Source organism: Xylanivirga thermophila (genome assembly GCF_004138105.1).
Lineage (GTDB): Bacteria > Bacillota > Clostridia > Caldicoprobacterales > Xylanivirgaceae > Xylanivirga > Xylanivirga thermophila.
On sequence record NZ_RXHQ01000024.1, the window covers coordinates 13842 to 34136 of the forward strand.

At 34.5% G+C, this 20295-nt stretch carries 15 protein-coding genes; 12 read left to right on the top strand and 3 right to left on the bottom strand.

Annotated features, from left to right (window positions below; genetic code table 11):
- Positions 1-10: 10 nt before the first annotated feature.
- The 5 genes from EJN67_RS10355 to EJN67_RS10375 all read left to right on the top strand — a co-directional run bounded on the left by EJN67_RS10355 (position 11) and on the right by EJN67_RS10375 (position 6556).
- A complete protein-coding gene (locus tag EJN67_RS10355) occupies positions 11-1264 on the top strand; it encodes an ABC transporter permease (protein WP_129724240.1) in 1254 nt (417 codons plus the stop codon).
- Between the two features lie 13 nt (positions 1265-1277).
- Entirely contained in the window at positions 1278-2279 is a 1002-nt protein-coding gene (locus tag EJN67_RS10360; RefSeq protein ID WP_129724241.1) for an ABC transporter ATP-binding protein, read from the top strand.
- Positions 2279-3088, top strand: a complete 810-nt coding sequence (locus tag EJN67_RS10365) for an ABC transporter ATP-binding protein (RefSeq protein WP_129724242.1) — start codon at positions 2279-2281, stop codon at positions 3086-3088. The genes EJN67_RS10360 and EJN67_RS10365 overlap by 1 nt, the downstream gene beginning before the upstream one ends.
- A gap of 77 nt (positions 3089-3165) precedes the next feature.
- Entirely contained in the window at positions 3166-5463 is a 2298-nt protein-coding gene (locus tag EJN67_RS10370) for a glycoside hydrolase family 3 C-terminal domain-containing protein (protein ID WP_129724243.1), read from the top strand.
- An 85-nt stretch (positions 5464-5548) separates the two neighbouring features.
- The gene (locus EJN67_RS10375) at positions 5549-6556 is read left to right on the top strand and encodes a LacI family DNA-binding transcriptional regulator (RefSeq protein ID WP_129724244.1); all 1008 of its coding nucleotides are present in this window, start codon (positions 5549-5551) and stop codon (positions 6554-6556) included.
- Positions 6557-6620: 64 nt separating this feature from the next.
- Here the strand turns inward: EJN67_RS10375 and EJN67_RS10380 are convergent, their stop codons facing one another.
- Entirely contained in the window at positions 6621-8843 is a 2223-nt protein-coding gene (locus EJN67_RS10380; protein ID WP_129724245.1) for a glycoside hydrolase family 2 protein, read from the bottom strand.
- A 40-nt stretch (positions 8844-8883) separates the two neighbouring features.
- Complete coding sequence (locus EJN67_RS10385; protein WP_129724246.1) at positions 8884-10944, bottom strand: beta-galactosidase; 2061 nt, start codon at positions 10942-10944, stop codon at positions 8884-8886.
- A 142-nt stretch (positions 10945-11086) separates the two neighbouring features.
- Here EJN67_RS10385 and EJN67_RS10390 point away from each other — a divergent pair, with 142 nt between their 5' ends.
- The 4 genes from EJN67_RS10390 (at position 11087) to EJN67_RS10410 (ending at position 16236) form a co-directional block, all read left to right on the top strand.
- Positions 11087-11911, top strand: a complete 825-nt coding sequence (locus EJN67_RS10390) for an AraC family transcriptional regulator (RefSeq protein WP_129724247.1) — start codon at positions 11087-11089, stop codon at positions 11909-11911.
- 82 nt (positions 11912-11993) lie between these two features.
- Positions 11994-12920 (top strand): DMT family transporter, encoded by a 927-nt coding sequence (locus EJN67_RS10395; protein ID WP_129724248.1) that lies wholly within the window; start codon positions 11994-11996, stop codon positions 12918-12920.
- Positions 12921-13140: 220 nt separating this feature from the next.
- Entirely contained in the window at positions 13141-15027 is a 1887-nt protein-coding gene (locus EJN67_RS14265) for a glycine betaine ABC transporter substrate-binding protein (protein ID WP_243641284.1), read from the top strand.
- Between the two features lie 21 nt (positions 15028-15048).
- On the top strand, positions 15049-16236 hold the full coding sequence (locus EJN67_RS10410) for a quaternary amine ABC transporter ATP-binding protein (RefSeq protein ID WP_129724249.1): 1188 nt from the start codon (positions 15049-15051) through the stop codon (positions 16234-16236).
- Positions 16237-16403: 167 nt separating this feature from the next.
- Here the strand turns inward: EJN67_RS10410 and EJN67_RS10415 are convergent, their stop codons facing one another.
- Positions 16404-17159 (bottom strand): AraC family transcriptional regulator, encoded by a 756-nt coding sequence (locus tag EJN67_RS10415; RefSeq protein WP_129724250.1) that lies wholly within the window; start codon positions 17157-17159, stop codon positions 16404-16406.
- Between the two features lie 118 nt (positions 17160-17277).
- On the opposite strand from EJN67_RS10415, the gene EJN67_RS10420 reads away from it, so the two are divergent.
- The 3 genes from EJN67_RS10420 (at position 17278) to EJN67_RS10430 (ending at position 19940) form a co-directional block, all read left to right on the top strand.
- Entirely contained in the window at positions 17278-19194 is a 1917-nt protein-coding gene (locus EJN67_RS10420; protein ID WP_129724251.1) for a right-handed parallel beta-helix repeat-containing protein, read from the top strand.
- Between the two features lie 303 nt (positions 19195-19497).
- Entirely contained in the window at positions 19498-19692 is a 195-nt protein-coding gene (locus EJN67_RS10425) for a GNAT family N-acetyltransferase (RefSeq protein ID WP_129724252.1), read from the top strand.
- Between the two features lie 53 nt (positions 19693-19745).
- Positions 19746-19940, top strand: a complete 195-nt coding sequence (locus EJN67_RS10430; protein ID WP_129724253.1) for a hypothetical protein — start codon at positions 19746-19748, stop codon at positions 19938-19940.
- The last annotated feature ends 355 nt before the right edge of the window (positions 19941-20295 follow it).

The window sequence follows — 20295 nt, forward strand, 5'->3', positions numbered from 1 at the left end:
GAGGTGCAAAATGGGACATCAATTGAAATTGGTATTTAAATCATCAAAGTTTGTTACGGGATTTATAATATTTATGACTATGTTTCTATTGGCAATACTGTTTCCGATATTTTCAATGACTAATCCCCTTGAAATGACAGGAGGTTTATTTTATAAGCCAGGAACCTATATATCTGTTGTTGATGTAGTAGAGACAAAAGATTATGACCTTAAAATGGATGTGGTATCTAATAGATTAGCAAAACATGTTACAAAAGAGGAGCAAAATTTAATGTTGGAATGGCTAACTAAATATTGCACAAAGATAAGCAAAGAAGAACTTAATAACCTAAAAACATCCCGGGATATTGTAAAATTATGGCTGAAGTATTATGACCCCGATACCAAAATAGAAGGCGCTACCATAGCATATAAGAAAAAGTTTCCTAGATTATTTAAAAAAGTAGAAAACATATTAAATGATGAAGGTTATATGATAACTAAAAAAGATGCAGAAACAGGGGAATTAAATGTTATTAAACAAATATCAAATAATTCCTATGTCAATACAAAGGATATTGTAAATAAAAAAACATTTGTCTTAGGAACTGATAATTTTGGAAGGGATGTATTTATAGAGTTAACCTCAGCTATAGGGAATTCTCTTAAAATTGGATTTGTTGCAGGCAGCATAGCGACCATACTCGGATTGGTTATAGGTCTTCTAGCAGGGTATGTTGGTGGATTTCTAGATAATGTTTTAACCTTTATTACTAATCTATTTACCGTTATACCCTCATTTGTAATTTTAGTATTAATATCGGTAAGCGTAGGAGAAAAGGGTAGGGATGTTATGACTACGGCATTAGTTATAGGCATTACATCCTGGCCATGGACAGCTCGTTCTGTCAGATCACAGACAATTTCCCTTAGAAACCGTGATCATGTTAATTTATCAAGGTTATCAGGACATAGTTTATTTAAAATCATTTTGACAGATATACTTCCCTATGTGGCATCTTATGTTGTTATGGCATATATTTTGCAGATTGCTTCAGGGATTCTTTCGGAAGCACAACTATCTATGATAGGATTAGGACCTAGTACCACTGAAATAGCTACTTTAGGTCTTATGCTAAATTGGGCAATGCAGTTTCAAGCACCATTATCTGGAGCATGGTGGGCATTTATTCCCGTAATTTTATCAATAGCTCTAATTACATTTTCGCTTAATCTGATGAATACAGGTCTAGATCAGATATTTAATCCCCAGTTGAGAGATTAGGAGGTAGTTGGATATGAGTAGTACAATATTGAAGGTAGATAATTTGAAAACTAAATATATAACTAGATTTAAAGAAGATGTATATGCAGTAGATGGTGTATCATTACAGCTTGAGGAAGGCAAATCTTTGGGGATTGCAGGGGAGTCTGGATGTGGTAAATCCACCCTTGCCTTAAGTTTGATGGGATACTATTTTCCACCACTTCATTATGTAAGTGGGACGATTCAAATAGGTGATAAAGTTATCACTGATATGGATCCGGATGAAGTAAGAAAAACCATACTTGGTACTGAAATTGCCTATATACCACAAGCTGCAATGAATGCGTTAAATCCAACACAAAAGATCATACATTTTATTGAAGATGTTGTTAATGCACATGATTCGAGCATGTCCAAAAAAGATATATATGATCTAGCTCGTGAAAGATTTGAAGCCTTGAAATTATCTGAAGAAGTATTGCAAAAGTATGCCGTTGAATTGTCTGGAGGAATGAAGCAGCGTACTGTTATTGCAATATCAACAATATTATCACCTAAAATATTGATTGCAGATGAGCCATCTTCTGCCCTAGATGTTACATCGCAAAAAATGGTTATAAAGATGATAAAAGATATGATGGAAAAAGGATTTATAAAATCGCTAATCTTTATAACACATGAGCTCCCGCTTCTTTATAATGTAACTGATGATATTATGGTAATGTATGCAGGAGAAATAGTTGAAAAAGGGACTGCGAAAGAAGTGGTATTCGATCCCCTTCATCCATATTCTAAAGGTTTGATGAATTCTATAATTATACCAGAGCAAGGTATGAGGGATGTTAAATTGAGAGCGATTCCCGGCACACCCCCAAACTTAAAAAATCCACCTAAAGGTTGTCGCTTTGCAGATCGTTGCAAATATGTTTTACCAGAATGTAGGGTTAATAAAATCGCTGAAGTTTATGAAGATGATGGACGCATGTACAGATGCCTATTGACAAGAGGGCAGTTAAGGGAGGTTGAGGCTTGATGGCAGCAGACGATATGTTTTTAAGTGGAAGAGGGGTAACCAAAATATTTGGTTTTGGTGACAAAAAGACAGTTGCTGTAGATAGAGTGGATTTTAATTTTAAAAAAGGCGAAATTATATCTATTGTAGGTGAGAGTGGAAGTGGTAAGACCACTCTTGCAAAGATGATTTTAGGTCTTATTAGCTTGACGGAAGGCGAAATCTTTTATAAAGGTGCTCCACGGGATATTAGTACTAGACGTAATAAGAAAGAATACTGGAAGCAGATTCAAGCTGTTTTTCAAGATCCTTTTTCTTCTTTTAACATTTTTAGAAAAATCGATACTGTTTTATTAGATTGTATAAACATGAAAGGAAATAAGGGCATTTCATATAATGAAAAAATAGAGCTTATGAAAGAAGCTTGTAGTTTCGTGAATCTGAAATTTGAAGAATTAACTAATAAATATCCATTTGAGCTTTCAGGTGGACAGATGCAGAGGTTAATGATTGCTAGAGTTTTTTTATTAAAACCCCAAATTCTAATAGCGGATGAGCCAACATCAATGATAGATGCATGTTCTCGTGCAACTATTCTTGATATGCTCTTAAAATTGCGTGATAAAATCGATATGACCATAATATTCATTACCCATGATATAGGACTTGCATATTATGTTTCAGATTGGGTATATATTATGGAAAAAGGTATATTTGTTGAAAATGGCACTGCAGATGATGTCATTTTAAACCCTAAAGCTGATTATACTAAGAGATTAATTGGGGATGTGCCTAAAATTTACGACAAATGGGATCTATCAATAGGCTGATTATTAGTTAATATGATAATACAAAAAATAAATATACTGTAATTGTAATATGTACAAAAATAGTAGGAGGTATTGAAATGAAGGGGGATTTTAAAGGTATTATTAAGGAGATGACGCTTGAAGAAAAGGCAAGTTTATGTTCTGGCCTTGATTTCTGGCATACAAAATGTATTAAAAGATTAAATGTTCCTTCTATTATGATGGCTGATGGTCCACATGGCCTTAGAAAGCAGGCAGATGAGACAGATCACCTTGGGTTAAATGTAAGTGTTCCTGCAACTTGTTTTCCTTCAGGTGCTACTTTGGCCTGTTCATGGGATAGATCATTGCTTGAAAAGGTGGGGGAGGCTTTAGGTGAGGAATGTCAAGCGCAAGGTGTTTCAATTTTATTAGGTCCGGCTGTTAATATTAAGAGATCTCCACTTTGTGGTAGAAATTTCGAGTATTTTTCTGAGGATCCTTATCTGTCTAGTGAATTAGCCGCAAGTCATATAAAGGGTGTTCAAAGCCAAGGTGTAGGGACTTCATTAAAGCATTTTACAGCGAATAATCAAGAGCATAAACGCTTGATAATTGATGCTAAAATTGATGAAAGAACGCTACGAGAAATATATCTATCTAGCTTTGAAGGTACAGTAAAGCAGGCAAAACCTTGGACTGTTATGTGTGCATACAATAAGGTCAATGGTAAGTATTGTTCTGAGAATAGATATTTATTGACAGATATTTTGAGGGAAGAGTGGGGATATGAAGGCTTCGTAGTATCTGATTGGGGTGCAGTCAATGATCGAGTAGATGCATTAATATCAGGGTTAGAACTTGAGATGCCTTCTAGTGGTGGAACAGGAGATAGGAAGATTATAGATGCAGTAAAAAAGGGCGTATTATCTGAATCGGTGTTAGATGAAGCGGTCGAAAGGCTACTTAGAATTATATTTAAGGCAATTGATAATAAGAGGGAAGGTGCCACATATGATGAGGATGTACATCATCAATTGGCAAGGGAAGTAGCTAGGGAGTGTATGGTCCTTTTGAAAAATGAGGATGAAATTCTTCCTTTGAAAAAGGAAGGTACACTAGCAGTAATAGGCAGTTTTGCTAAATATCCAAGATATCAAGGTGGAGGAAGTTCCCACGTCAATCCTACGAGAGTAGATAGTGCGTTGGGAGAGATAAAAAAGTTAGCAGGAGCTAATATGGGAGTTTTATATGCTGATGGCTATAGATTAGATGGAGAAAGTGGTTTGTTTTCAGGTAAGGCATTTAGTTCTAATAGCGATATTGTCGATGAGACTTTAATAAAAGAGGCAAAAGAGATTGCTCAAAAAGCAGATGTGGCAGTCGTATTTGCAGGACTACCAGAGAGCTATGAGTCAGAGGCCTTTGATAGACGGCATATCAGAATACCCGAGGGACATAGACAGCTAATTGAGGAAGTGGCCGAAGTCAATAAAAATATTATAGTGATCCTTAGTAACGGGTCACCCATTGAAATGCCTTGGCTAGATCGGGTTAAAGGAGTATTGGAAGGTTATTTAGGTGGCCAGGCATTTGGAGGAGCAGTTGCAGACTTGCTATTTGGTATTGCCAATCCTTGCGGTAAACTAGCCGAAACATTCCCTGTTAAGTTAAGTGATAATCCTTCATATTTGAACTTCCCAGGAGATGGGACAAAAGTAGAGTATAAGGAAGGACTTTTTGTAGGTTATAGATACTATGAAGCAAAAAAGATGGAGACATTGTTTCCATTTGGATATGGATTGAGCTATACTAGCTTTGATTATACTGATATATGGATAGATAGGGATTCCATATTGGATACTGAAGAATTAACTGTAAACATCAAGATAAAAAATACTGGTAGTGTTACTGGCAAAGAGATTGTTCAGCTCTATGTAAAGGATATTGAAAGTAGCGTAGTCAGGCCTATAAAGGAGTTAAAGGGATTTGAAAAGATAAGTCTTAAGCCAGGTGAGGAAAAGACAGTCACATTTACTTTGGGGAAGAGAGCTTTTGCCTACTACAATGAAGATATAAAAGATTGGTATGTGGAAGATGGTGAGTTTGAAATATTGGTTGGCGGATCTTCAAGGTGTACACCCTTAAAGGCTGTTGTATATATAAGCTCCACTGAGAAAATAAAGAAGATTTATACAAGGAATAGTACTGTAGAGGATATTATGGCTAGTCCAAAAGGGCAAAAAATACTAGAAGAGTTTATTAAAGATAGTCCTTTGGGAATCTCTGATGGTCAAATTTCAAGTGGAATGGCGGAGATGATAAAAGGGATGCCCCTTAGAAATATAGTTATGTTCAGCAATGGTCAATTTACAGATGATATGCTTAATATTCTGCTAAAAGAGTTAAACCAGTAGCATATTTAATATTATGATATAATTGTTATATAGTTTGGTATTTATTATGCTTGCAAATATGGAGTAAATATTAGAAGGTGATAAGGTGAGCCAAAGAGTTACAATGAAAGATATTGCAGACAGATTGGGCGTTAGTAATGTAACTGTATCAAAGGCTTTAAATGACAAGGAAGGAGTCAGTGAAGAACTAAGGACCAAGATAAAGAAAACTGCGAACGAAATGGGTTACCGGTATAATACAGCAGCTAAATCCATAAGAAAAGGTTATAACTATAATATAGGTGTAGTTGTTGCAGAAAAATTTACAAACGATGTGCAATCTTTTTATTTTAAATTTTATCACCATATATCTAAAATACTAGAAAATTATCAATATTTCGGCATGCTGCATATATTGACCTATGCTGAAGAGAGAGAATTAATGCTGCCTAAAATGTATAATGAGATGAAAGTAGATGGACTTATCATTTTAGGGCAGATTAGCAAAGCGTATATAGAGATTTTAAAAGAAGTAGATGTGCCTGTAGTATTTTTAGATTTTTATGATGAACATGGTGAGTTTGATTGTGTAATATCTGATAATTTTTATAGTGCATATGAGATAACAAATTATTTAATAAATAAAGGCCACACAAAAATAGCTTTCGTAGGTAATATATATGCTACAAGCAGTATACAGGACAGATTCCTAGGCTATTATAAATCTTTATTAGAGCATGGTATGCAATTAGACAAAGAATATATTATCAGTGATAGGGATAATGATGGCAAGTTGATAGACTTAAGTATCCCAAAAAATTTGCCTACAGCTTTTGTATGCAATTGTGATCGTATAGCATATAATTTAGCTAAAAAATTAAATGAGCAGGGATATAGGATCCCGGAAGATTGTTCAATAGTGGGATTTGACAATGATATTTTTTCTACATTATCTGATCTTAAGCTAACAACGGTAGAAGTTAATATGAAGGAAATGGCTGAAACTGCTATTAAGATTATTATGAGCAAAGTTCAAGATTCTAATAAAAAGTATGGTAGAGTATCAATTAAAGGAAAAATTATATATAGAGATTCGGTAGAACAAATAAAATAATATTTATATAATATACATTTAAAGAGAGCCACAAATGCTTATGCATTGGGCTCTCTTTTTCTAATTATTTCATGGACCTTAGTTGGATTTTTATATTCTCTTCTTTGCAACGATCACATCTAATAGTGACAGTAGCCTCAGTATTTGCTTTTTTACCAGTTGTTTTTATCCAGAAACCTATGCATCCTCCCATGGTAGCAACTGTCTTGGGACCTATAATTTCTATATCACCCTGGGTTTCCAGATATAATACTTCATTTAAGTATGGCAAAATATTGCCATATTGGTCTACTAACTTACATACAATGCGTGTAGCATCCATCTCATCGTTGTATAGTAAGGTATCATCTGCTTTTACATCAATGCGTGATAAATAGGGGTTTTTTGCAAACTTTCTCGTTATGGCAATTTCGTCATTTACATAGCCGAGGAGTTCTAAGTCGCCCCATCCAACTCCCCATTCACCAAATTGGAAGTCTACTGTAATTGGCGGATGCTCTAATCCTCTAAAATTATCGTCTGGATAATACTTTCCTAAACTTTTGCCTTCTACTTTTATTTCTATGTGATCGCAGTTTGTTAGTACTATAAGTGGGCTTACTCCTCCTTGATTTCTATCACCTATAGTCCAATGACTAAGGGGTTGTAAAACTAACTTTTCTTTAGGACTTACTTGACTTAGATATACATAGCTTGCCCATTTTGGGATTCTGAACATATCCATAACTCCGTGATAGCATATTCTGTCTCCTGACCCAAAATCACAATGGGTATTGTAGTCAAATGCACACCAACCTATAGCGCCCATAATTTCATTCCTAAGTCCTGCTTCATTTTGTATGATCGCATGGCGCATTGCATGTTCTATTAACCTATGTTCATTGTCAAATCGTTTTGTAGGGAACATATGTCCGTTATATTCTGTGACTATATACGGTACCTTATGATTAAGGCCTGTTACCTGCTGTTGAGATCTTAAAACTGTTTCGCCACCATCATATATAAAGTCATTCATTGCATAGACATCTTCTAAAAATTCACTGTTGCAAATGCATCTTATACCAGTTGTGGGTCTTGTGGGATCTAGTTTACGGGCTAGTGCATTTGTCCTTGTATAAAGTTCATGGTCATCCCCTGATTCATTGATCCTAACTCCCCACATTATGATTGCTGGATGGTTACGATCCCTTGCTATCATTTTTTCAACATCGGATAGGACACAATTGCGCCAATCTTCCCTTTTACTGATATGTTGCCATCCAGGGATTTCTTCTAGGACTAAAAGTCCTATCTCATCACAACGATCCAAAAAATATGGCGATTGGGGATAGTGTGATGTCCTGACTATGTTAAGCCCTAATTCATATTTAAGAATGTCGGCATCTTTTTGTTGCACTCTTTTTGGCATTGCATATCCTACGTATGGGAAGGATTGATGGCGGTTAAGTCCCCTCAATTTTATCTTTCTACCATTTAGATGAAATCCGGTTTCGTCTATTTGTATATTTCTAAAGCCCAATTTAGTTTCGTAGTTATCCAGTGTTTTCCCTTGATGTTTTAATATCATACAGGCTGAATATCGTACAGGGTTTTTAATATCCCACATTTCTATATTGGTAATTTCTATAGAGTTTAAGATTAACTCTTGCTCTTTTCCTTTTTGGACTGTTACATTCCAGCTGAACTCCTTGTTATCTAGGGATAAAACAATCTCAATATCCTTCTCCTCGTTTGAAGTAATATATACAATAGGTTCCAATATTATTTTGTCATCTTTTATCTTGTAGTTGTAAAACACATTATTGATGTGGATAGTATCTAATATATATAGGTATACATCCCTATATATGCCACCAAAGGTCAGATAGTCTATTACATTTCCAAACGGGGGTATATCTTCCCGTTCTCTAGAATCTACTTTAACTACCATTGTGTTTTTACTTTCATACTGAACAAATGGCGTTATGTCAAATACTGCAGGAACATATCCACCTCTATGTTCGCCTACATATTTCCCATTTACATATACTTCGCAGGCAGCCATTACACCTTCAAATTCAATAAATATAGTCTTGCCTTTAGCATCCTTTTCTATTGTAAAGTCTTTTTTGTAACATGAAATAAATTGATATTCTTTTTCATCAAAATAGCTGTAGGGTAATTCTTTGTTTGCATGGGGTAATAGGACAGGACAGAATCTATCCATTTCCGAATCTTTATTGGTATACTCTTCTTTGAAGTTATCAATATAATACCAGTCATGATTAAATTTTTGTTTTATTCTCATAATTTATCCTCCTGATATAATGTTTTATATATAAAATATACTATAATACTTTTTTTAGTATTCTCAACCCATATCCGGGTAATTCTATTTTCCTGCTTACTTTTTCTCCTGATAATATATCTAAAAATTCTACTTGTTTTAAATCAACAATATTTTTTTGTGGCGCAAAATTGAGCAGGAATATAAATTTATTTTCTCCGTCTGTACGTAGTTGAGCTGTAACGCCTAAGGGCAACTTGGTATCTAATGATTTTTTTATACTTAATTTATCTACAAGAATTTCATAAAAATCATCTAAAAAATCATTATTGTTTCTAAAGGCGATATAGTATGCTTTCCCTTTGCCATATTCATTTACGGTAAGGGCAGGTCTTCCAGCGTAAAAATCTGATTTATATCGTGCCAAAACATGAGCTGTTTCAGTATGTATAAGGTCGCATAGCTCTTTTGCTTCATATTCATCGTTTAATTCAAGCGTGCTATTCTTTTCAGGTACTATGAAATTTACATCGTCATCATACAATGCATCTATTTCTTCTGACCATATGCCTGTAACTTTTTTTAATGGTCCTGGAAACCCTCCTAAAAAGCATAAATCGTTTTCATCTACTATGCCACTCCAATAGGTAGTGATAAAAGTCCCACCATCTTTTACAAACTTTTCGATACGCTCTGCAACACCGGGACGCACCATATATAACATTGGTGCTATGAGCAGCTTATAGTTAGAAAAGTCGGCATCCATGTCTATAACATCTACTGAAATACCCCTATTCCAAAATGGCCTATAATGAGATTGACATGTGAGCAGGTAATCTTTTTTCTCCCGCCTTGGACCAAGTGCATCATCTATAGCCCATCTATTCTCCCAATCATAGATTATAGCTACTTCAGGTTTTACAGTAGTACCTACTATGTCATCAAGTTTTTCTAGCGTCTTTCCCACTTCTGTAACATCATTAAATACACGTGTGTTTTCATGACCGCAATGGTCTACTACTGCTCCATGAAATTTTTCCGAGCCCCCTCTACCCTTTCTCCATTGAAAATATTGTACTGTGTCTGAACCATGGGCTATTGCGTGGATAGATGATAGAAGGTGCATACCAGGTCTTTTAAGCTTTGATACTGGTTGCCAGTTTGTCATACTCGGTGTACTTTCCATGAGCATAAAAGGTTTGCCACCCTTTAGTGAACGATTGATGTCATGGACAAAAGAAACATCACTTGCCAATTCCCAATCGGGTCTATTGCCATGCCATTGAGGATAGTTATCCCATGAGATTACATCTATATAGGGAGCCATTTCCCAGTAATTAAGTCCTTCAAAAGTACCCATGAAATTTGTAGTAACTGGTATGTTGGGTGTTATTTCCTTTAAGGGGGCAATCTCGTTTTTATAGAATTCTAGTGTTTGATGGGTTACAAATCGCATCCAATCTAAATTAAGTCCATGGATTTTAGTGTCCCCATTTGGGGCGGGAGATTGTATTTGGGACCAGTCGGTATAAGTATGTCCCCAGAAGGCAGTCCACCAAGCATAGTTTAGTTTGTCAAGATCATTGCCATATTTTTGTTTTAGCCATGTTCTAAATGCGTCTTGACATAGTGGACAATGGCATTCGCCACTATATTCATTGGATATATGCCATGCTAAGAGCGCTGGATGGTCTTTATATCTATCTGCCAACATTTTATTTATAAGTCTAGTTTTTTCTCTGTAAATGGGTGAGGTAAAGCAATGATTATGACGTTCACCAGGAAGATTTCGCACCCTATTTGCCCGCACCCTCAAGACTTCAGGGTATTTTTGCGCCAGCCATAGAGGACGTGCACCACTTGGAGTAGCAAGGATTGCATATATATTATTGTCTGCTAATTTATCTAGTATATTATCCAGCCATTCAAATTGAAATTTTCCTTCTTCGGGCTCTAGTGCATCCCATGCAAATATACCAACGGACATTACATTGCAATGGGCCAGTTTCATCAATCTTATATCCTCATCTAAAATTTCCGGATTTTTAATCCATTGATCAGGATTATAATCTCCTCCGTGTAACATATGTGGATATTTACAATTTATAGGGGGATATTTCATATTATCACTCCTTAATCATTATTAAATCTTGAAATATTCTTGATATGATATAACTATATTGATATTATATTATTTAATAAACATCTATACAATCGAATTATATTGATCTTAATATAAATATATTGATGTAGGAGTGGTTTCTTTGAATACTATTTTTCCGATTATTACGGAACAGGATGCCAAACTGCCATTCTATCTTAAGGGAATAGGATCTCAGGAGAATCAAGAGCATATAGTACGGGATGGAGGTTTTTCGTGTTATCACTGGCTTTATACAGTTACGGGTTGTGGTAAGCTAGTTATAGAAGGCAATGAGTATAGATTGGGTGAAAATATGGGCTTTTTATTGGCACCAAATGTACCCCATGAATATTATCCTGTTAGCCAGCCATGGGAGACAAGATGGTTAATATTTGATGGAGATGCAGTATTAGATGTTTTAAAGACTGTGGGTTTTAGAAGATATGAGATATATAATTTTCCTAACCATCAATATTTAGACAGTATATTTAATGAAATATATGTATCGCTATTATCAAATAGTTCCATAAAGAGTGTTGAGTGTTCTTCTGTTATATATCACTTTATAATAGCCCTTAAAAAGGCTGCCATTTTATCCGATGATTTAGATTGTAAGGGGCAGTATTATGTTACATCGACCATACAGTATATGCAGGCCCATTATAATGAAGACATTTCGCTAGATGATATTGCATCATCAGTTGATATATCCCCATGTCATTTATGTCGTATATTTAAGGATGGCTTGGGAATGACAGTATTTCAATATCTAACTCTTTTGAGGATACAGAAGGCAAAGCAGTATCTAATAGAGGATACATCTATGCCTGTAAAGGATATAGCAATTAAGATCGGATATAATGATATTAGCTATTTTTGCTCTATTTTTAAGCAATATGAAAATATAACACCAATGCAGTTTAGAAAGATGCATGGCATTAGATAGGAAGTAGTTCATAGAAAAATATCTTGTATTATGATAGAATATGTCGGGATGTGAGAAAATTATACTAGAAGGGTGATAATAATTGGAGGAGTTTTTTACTAAAAAGTTAAATGTATTTATTATATCCATCATATGTACTCTGCTCTGGGGAAGTGCATTTCCAGTTGTAAAGATCAGCTATGAAAAATTACAGATAGCACCTGAAGATATATATTCAAAGATATATTTTGCCGGATTAAGATTTTTTATAGCTTCTATGCTTGTTTTTTTAGTGGCCAAGCTTATATTGAGGATGGACATAAGGATTAAGAAGAAAGATATAAAGCCAATAGTAACGCTGGGTATGCTTCAAACTTCGTTACAGTATTTTTTCTTTTATATAGGAGTAGCAAATACCTCAGGCATAAAAAGTGCCATATTGCAAGGCAGCGGGACTTTTTTTACGGTGTTGGCTGCTCATTTTGTATATTCTGATGACAGGATAAATATGAGAAAAATTTTAAGTCTTGCTTTGGGGTTTGGTGGTATATTGGCCATAAATATGGGAAAAGGTTTTGATAGTAGTTTTACATTTATGGGAGAAGGTTTTTTATTATTATCAGCACTTGTTAGCACTATAGCGACCATATATGTAAAATCAATATCTCAAGATATAGATCCCGTTATTTTAACTGGCAGTCAAATGTTTGCAGGTTCAATATTGTTACTAATTGTAGGTAAGGTAGGAATGCACGGAGGAGGATTAAACTTTAATAGTACCACTATAGGGCTATTAGTATATGCAGCATTTATTTCCTCTTGCGCTTTTTTATTATGGTATACACTATTAAAATATAATAAGGCGGGTGAGATAAGCATATATAGGCTCTTTATTCCCGTATTTGGTTCTATGTTGTCTGTTGCTTTTATAGAAGGGGAAACTTTTACTATAAAGCTCTTTATAGGATTACTTATGGTAGTAGCAGGTATGACTGTTTTAAATGCTGGCAATGGACATAAAAATATGTGAATTTTAGTACTTTAGTAGTATAAAATAAGCCCAAAGGGCTTATTTTTATACCTGATTATACTATGCGCAAAATTTGACAGCTACTAATTATTATTGTATAATATTAGTTGTTACCTTTTTGCTGCCATATGATTTACATTCAAATTTGAAAATAATTCGATGCGTTTAAAATTAAATTTTAAATAAAAAGGAGTGGTTTGTTATTAGAGTATTCAAAAAATTGAAAATTGTTTTATCATTGATATTGGTTGGAATAATATTATTTAGTGTTAATGCATATGCTTATGATAATAAAAACAATTCAAATGAAGGTCAAAAAAAAGAAAAGCTTATTTTTGCTGATGCAGGTTGGGATAGCATAAAGATTCACAATGCAATAGCTGCTACGATAATTGAGAATGGATATGGATATAAAACGGATATTATGACTGGTTCATCTCCTATAGTAATAAGGGGCATTAGACAAGGTGATATTGATATATGTATGGAGTCTTGGACGGATAATATAAAAGATGTTTATGAACCAGGTATAGAAAATGGGGAGATTATAGAATTATCAGTCAATTTTGATGACAATGCTCAAGGACTGTACGTGCCTACCTATGTCATAGAAGGAGATAAGGAACGGGGTATAGAGCCCCTTGCACCTGATCTTAAATCCATAAAAGATTTACCAAGATACTGGGATGTATTTAATGATCCCGATATGCCAAATAAGGGTAGAATATATGGGGCACCGCCAAACTGGGCTTCCGATGAAATACTTAGAACAAAGATGGATACGTATAAATTGGATGAAACATATGACTATTTTAATCCAGGTTCTGATACTTCCCTTAATACATCCATTGTTTCCGCCTATGAGAAGGGAGAACCATGGGTGGGATATTATTGGGATCCTACATGGATAACTGGGAAATATGATATGACTCTTTTGGAGGATGAACCATATACTGAAGAAAAATGGGCTAATGGATATAGATGTGAATTTCCAGGTGTTAGGGTTACTATTGCTGTAAACAAGAATTTACCTGAAAAAACTCCGGAGGTTGCAGAGTTTTTGAAAAATTATAAAACTAGTACTAAGTTAACTAGTGAGATGCTTGCCTATATGCAGGATAACGATGCTGAGCCGGAAGAAGTGGCAAAATGGTTTTTACAGGAGCATAAAGATATATGGACAAAGTGGGTTCCAGATGATATAGCTCAAAAGGTAAATGCATCCATAGTTTCAGGTAACAAATGGTTAGATATGGGGATAAGGGAATTTCCACAGGCGTTTAGTATTAGATTTGGATTTTATGTGGAAAAGTTTGTAGACTGGCTTACAAGGCATTGCCAAGGCTTTTTTGATGGTTTAGGTACAGGAGTTAATTGGATCGTATCACATATACAAAAATTCCTAACTTTTATCCCGTGGTTTATATTCATTCTGCTTATATTTATTTTGGGATGGAGAATGATTGACTTAAAGTCAGGTTTTATATATGCTATTATGACATTTTTAATAGGAACATTGGGATTATGGAATGAAATGATGTTTACCCTATCTATAGTATTAACCGGTGTAATAATTTCTATAATAATAGGTATTCCAATAGGCATTCACATGGCTTACAATTCAAAGGTAGAGGCATTTATGAAACCATTGCTGGATGGGGCTCAAACTATGCCAAGTTTTGTCCATCTAATACCAGCTATGATATTCTTTGGTTTAGGAACGGTGCCTGCAGTTTTTGCTACTATAATATATTCTACAGCGCCATGTATAAGGCTTACCAACTTGGCCATAAGACGCGTTCCTAAAGAGATGAGAGAAGCGGCATATTCATATGGCTCATCTTCGTGGCAGGTGCTCACAAAAGTAGAACTTCCCCAAGCTATGCCTACTATAATGACAGGTATAAATCAAACTACAATGGCAGCTATGTCCATGGTAGTAATATCATCCATGATAGGTGCTAAAGGATTGGGTGAAAAGGTACTTATAGCTATCAATAGAACGGATATTGCAATGGGATTTGATGCTGGAATAAGTATTGTTTTTCTTGCGATAATAATAGACAGAATCACCCAAACCATATCTAAAAAATATAAGCATGTATAATGAGTGTAAAGGAGGTGCAACATGGCATATAAAATAGAAGTTAAAAATTTGGTAAAGATATTTGGCTCCAGATCCGGGATGGCACTTGATAGATTAAAAAAAGGCTGGACCAAACAGGATATTTTAAATAAGACGGGTCAGACAGTAGGTGTAAACAATGTATCCTTTTCTGTTAAAGAAGGAGAGATATTTGTAATAATAGGCCTATCGGGGAGTGGCAAGTCCACGTTGATACGTTGTCTTAATCTCTTAAATAAGCCTACATCAGGGCAGATAATAGTTGATGGAGAGGATATTGTAAAATATGACAAAAAGCAGCTCAGAGAATTTAGACAGAAAAAGATGGCTATGGTATTCCAACAATTTGGACTTTTTACCCATAGGACGGTATTGGGAAATGTGGAGTACGGCCTTGAGATAAGGGGTATAGATAAGGAGAAAAGATATCAAATAGCTATGGAGGCTATTGAAGAAGTAGGGTTAAAGGGTTGGGAAGAAAAAATGCCTTCTGAATTAAGTGGTGGTATGCAACAGAGGGTCGGATTGGCACGTGCCCTTGCAAATGACCCTGATATATTACTTATGGACGAACCCTTCAGCGCATTAGATCCTTTGATAAGAAGGGATATGCAGTTAGAGCTTTTAGACCTGCAGGATAGACTAAAAAAGACTATTATTTTTATTACCCATGATATAAATGAAGCGTTTAAGCTTGGAGATCGGGTGGCCGTAATGAGGGATGGAGAGATAGTGCAAATTGGTACTCCAGAGGAGATACTTGAAAATCCATCCAATGAATATATAGAGGATTTTGTACGGGATATAGATCGAACCAAGATAGTACAGGCTAAGGATATCATGAAAAAGCCGAATGCTATAGTATCTTTAAAGGATGGCGTAAATGTAGCCATAAAGGAGATGCAGTCAAACGATATATCAAGTGTCTTTGTAATAGGTAAGGATAGAAAACTTAAAGGGATTGTTACTATAGATGATTGTATAAAGGCTGCCAAGGAAAAAAGATCTTCCCTTGAAGATATTTTAAGAGATGATTATTATACCACTAAAGGTGATGTATATATACAGGATCTTATTGAAAAGGCAACCAAGGCTAAATACCCCATAGTAGTGACCGATGATAATGAAAAGATGATTGGGATAATTGTGCGAACATCCATACTTTCAGGGTTACTACAGAAAGGTGCATAGTTTTAAATTGAAGATAAATCTGTAAAAAATTATATAAGATACTGATCAGAAATACTCTTTCTTGTAAAAAAATTAAGCAAAAAGTATACAAGGAGGGGTATTTTTATATTGAATATTTTTTAGGAATAGTTTGAATAGCCATTTTTGTAACCTCATTGTTTTCTTGATTAATCTAATTCTCGATATTCTTTAGGCGATATGTTCATTATTTCCCTAAAATTTCGGTGGAAGGTTCTTAGGTTACTATAACCACAATTGAATGCAATTTTACCAATGGATTGATTGGTGTTTTTTAATAGATAACACGCCTGTGAAATCCGATAATTATTTAAGTATGCAGTAAAGGTCATGTTCATCTGATTAGCAAACAACTTTGATAAATAAGGATAGTCGTATTTTAGATGTCTTGCAACGGATTTTAGTGTGCAATCATTAGAATAATTTTGCTCTATGTAAAGGAGAATTTTATAGAGTGTTTTGGTTTGAGCTGACTGTTTAATAGAAGCAAATGACTTTTGATTTATAAAGTCATCACAAATAGCATACAGAAAGCTTTTCTGACTATAGATGGAATTTAGCTTTTTAAAATCTAAATTCTTCTCTAAATGCAATACATTATCATTGGGGATAAGTCCCTTATAACTTCTATAAAAATCTCCAATTAGTTCAGGCGAAAAGAGTATAATAGTAATTTTCGAAAAATCAACACTCTTAAATTCATGTATCTGATTTGTAAATATAAAGGCTAAATCATTTTTTCTTAATAGATATTTTTTTTGGTCAATGGATACTGATAACTCACCATCATTGATATAAATTAATTCATATGCCCGATGAAAATGAAATGGAAATTGATAATTCTTCAATGAGAAAAATCGAAATAATTCTTTTTCATCTACCCCATGTTTTTCAAAAAACACCATGACTTTTCCCCCTTTAAAACACTAATATTGTCTTAAAGTATACTACTTTTTGCATAGAAATAACAGCTGCTATTTCCTATAATGAAGTTAATCTAATTTGAAGGAGGTTATAAAAACAATGGAATACCATGTAGCAAAAACCGGTTCCGATCAAGGACAAGGAACTTTGCAAAATCCATTTCTAACTATAAATAAAGCTGCCTCTCTTGCTATGGCTGGGGACACGATTATAGTCCATGAAGGGGTATACCGTGAATGGGTAAAACCTAGGTATAAAGGATTAAGTGATAAAAGAAGAATTATCTATCAAGCGGCAGAAGGTGAAAAGGTAGTTATCAAAGGATCTGAGCAGGTACAAACTTGGCAAAAGGTAGAAGGGAATGTTTGGAAATGTGAGTTACCAAACTCCTTTTTCAGTGAATTCAATCCGTATAAGGAAGAGATATTTGGAGACTGGCTGGTTACAGTGGATGAAAAGAAACATTTAGGGGATGTGTATCTAAATGGTATGTCATTTTATGAGGTTAGTTGTTATGAGGAATTGATTGACCCACAGGTTAGGACAGAAGTGCTAGATCATTGGACACAAAAAATTGTTCCTGTCCACAATCCTGAACAGACAAAATATGTATGGTTTGCAGAAGTAGATGCTGAGAATACAACAATTTATGCAAATTTTCAAGGTACTAATCCCAATGAAGAATTTGTTGAAATAAATGTGCGCAGATCTTGTTTTTATCCCACGGAAACAGGTATAGATTATATTACCGTGAAGGGCTTTGAGATGGCACAAGCAGCAACACCATGGGCACCTCCTACAGCTAATCAACCGGGATTGATTGGTGCAAATTGGAGTAAAGGTTGGATAATTGAAGATAATATCATTCATGATGCAAAATGTAGTGCTATAAGTATTGGTAAAGAAGGTTCAACGGGACACAACTATCGTTCCATTCGGAAGGATAAACCTGGATATCAATATCAGTTGGAAGCTGTTTTTAGTGCCGAGCGTAATGGTTGGTCCAAGGAAAAGATTGGTTCCCATATTATCAGAAATAATATTATTTCTGATTGTGGTCAAAATGCAATTGTCGGCCATTTAGGATGTGTATTTAGTGAAATCTATAACAATCATATTTATAACATTGCTCTAAAACGTGAGTTCTATGGCCATGAAATAGCAGGTATAAAATTGCATGCGGCTATTGATGTACAGATTCATAATAATCGTATTCATGATTGTTCATTAGGTTTATGGTTGGATTGGCAGGCACAGGGTACAAGAGTTAGCAAAAACCTATTTTATAATAATAACAGGGATTTATTTGTGGAAGTAAGCCATGGACCATATATGGTGGATCATAATATCATGGCTTCGGAATATGCAATAGATAATATATCACAAGGTGGAGCATATATAAATAATTTAATTGCTGGAAAGATGAACCAGCAAAAAGTCTTAAATCGTTCTACACAATATCATCTTCCACACAGTACAAAAGTTGCAGGCTTTGCATTTGTTTATGGTGGGGATGATCGTTTCTACAATAATATTTTTATAGGAGCAGATGGATTAGAAGATGTTGGAACCTCACATTATAAAAATTATACCACTTCTCTAGAAGAGTATATCGAAAATGTTAATAAAAAACATGGTGACCTTGAAGAATTTGAGTTAGTTGAGCAACCTGTGTATATTAACAAAAATGCATACTTCAATGGAGCAGAGCCCTTCGAAAGAGAGAAAGACAAGCTGGTTGATAGAGAATTTGATCCAGAGTTTCGTATTATCGATAAAGGTGAAGAGGTTTATCTCTCATGCCAATTACCGGATAGTTTTGAGGAGATTATCGGAGAAATCCATTCAACAAAGACACTGGAACGGGTACGTATTGTGGACGCTGAGTTTGAAAATCCCGATGGTAGTGATTTAATCTTAGACATTGATTTTCTAGATAAAAAAAGCCCTGAAAAAGGCCCCATAGGACCGATTGCTATTATGACAAAAGGTAATAATTATATTAAAGTTTGGTAATCACTTTATAGGTAGAAGCCTTGCTCCCTAGTTCATAGGGGTGCAGGGCTTTAATTGTTTGCTGTAAAACGAGAGATTTGGCTAAAAAGTAGTAAGTTGTAAAAAGCAGATGATTTTATAGATAATATGGTGTAAAATAAAGGTGCATGGTATATATTAGTAATATAATGTGAATTTTTGGGATGAGTATTATTGTAAAGTTTAAAAAGGCCATATTAGGGCAGATGATACATAAACAGTTTCAGAAGAACGACTGTTAAATTTGCCAGGTAAAAGTATTCTATTATAGAATGAGAAAAAATAATGAATAGTATAGGTACCCAAAATATTGAAACAAAAAGACTTATTTTAAGAAAGATAGCCATAAGTGATGCTGAGGATATGTTTAATAATTGGGCAAGCGATAACGAGGTTACTAAATATGTAACTTGGAGAGCACATAAAAGCATAGAGGATACAAGGAAGATCATTAACTTTTGGCTTATTATTCCATATTGAGGGAAGAAAGGAGGAAAGGAAATAAATTTATTCAATTTTAAGGAGATGTTGATATGAGAAAAGAGCTATTCATAGGGATTTTTGCACAAGCAATTTACATTGTTTTAAGTCGTTTTTTTAATGCACCTGAATTATTTTTAGGATTTTTGCAAGGGCTGGCAGTATGTTTTATTATCATAGGTATTTTACCTAGAGAGTCTTATTCAAAATTGAAAGAATGGAAAAGGGCTATTCGACTTGACAACTAACAAGCGTATATTTTTCTGTATTTATAGGAATTTAGATGTTCAAATTTGCGTGTACCTGTATTACTAATTAGAATTAGTCATAGCAAGCATCCCACTGTATTTGATTTTTTCATCAAAAACTTATACGTGATTTTCTTGCTATGCTTCTATATTTTTTGTTTTTGCATTTAATTATATAATGAACTTTTTTATAATAGACCTTATTAAAGATTGGGCTTGGAAAATATCACTTATAATGGGACATTTATCTACATATATAGAAACGATATTTTCTGAAAAGGATAATAAGGATATAGTTGAAGAGATAGTAAGTGAGCCGTAACCTCACAAAGAGTACTTATATAAAAATTAAACT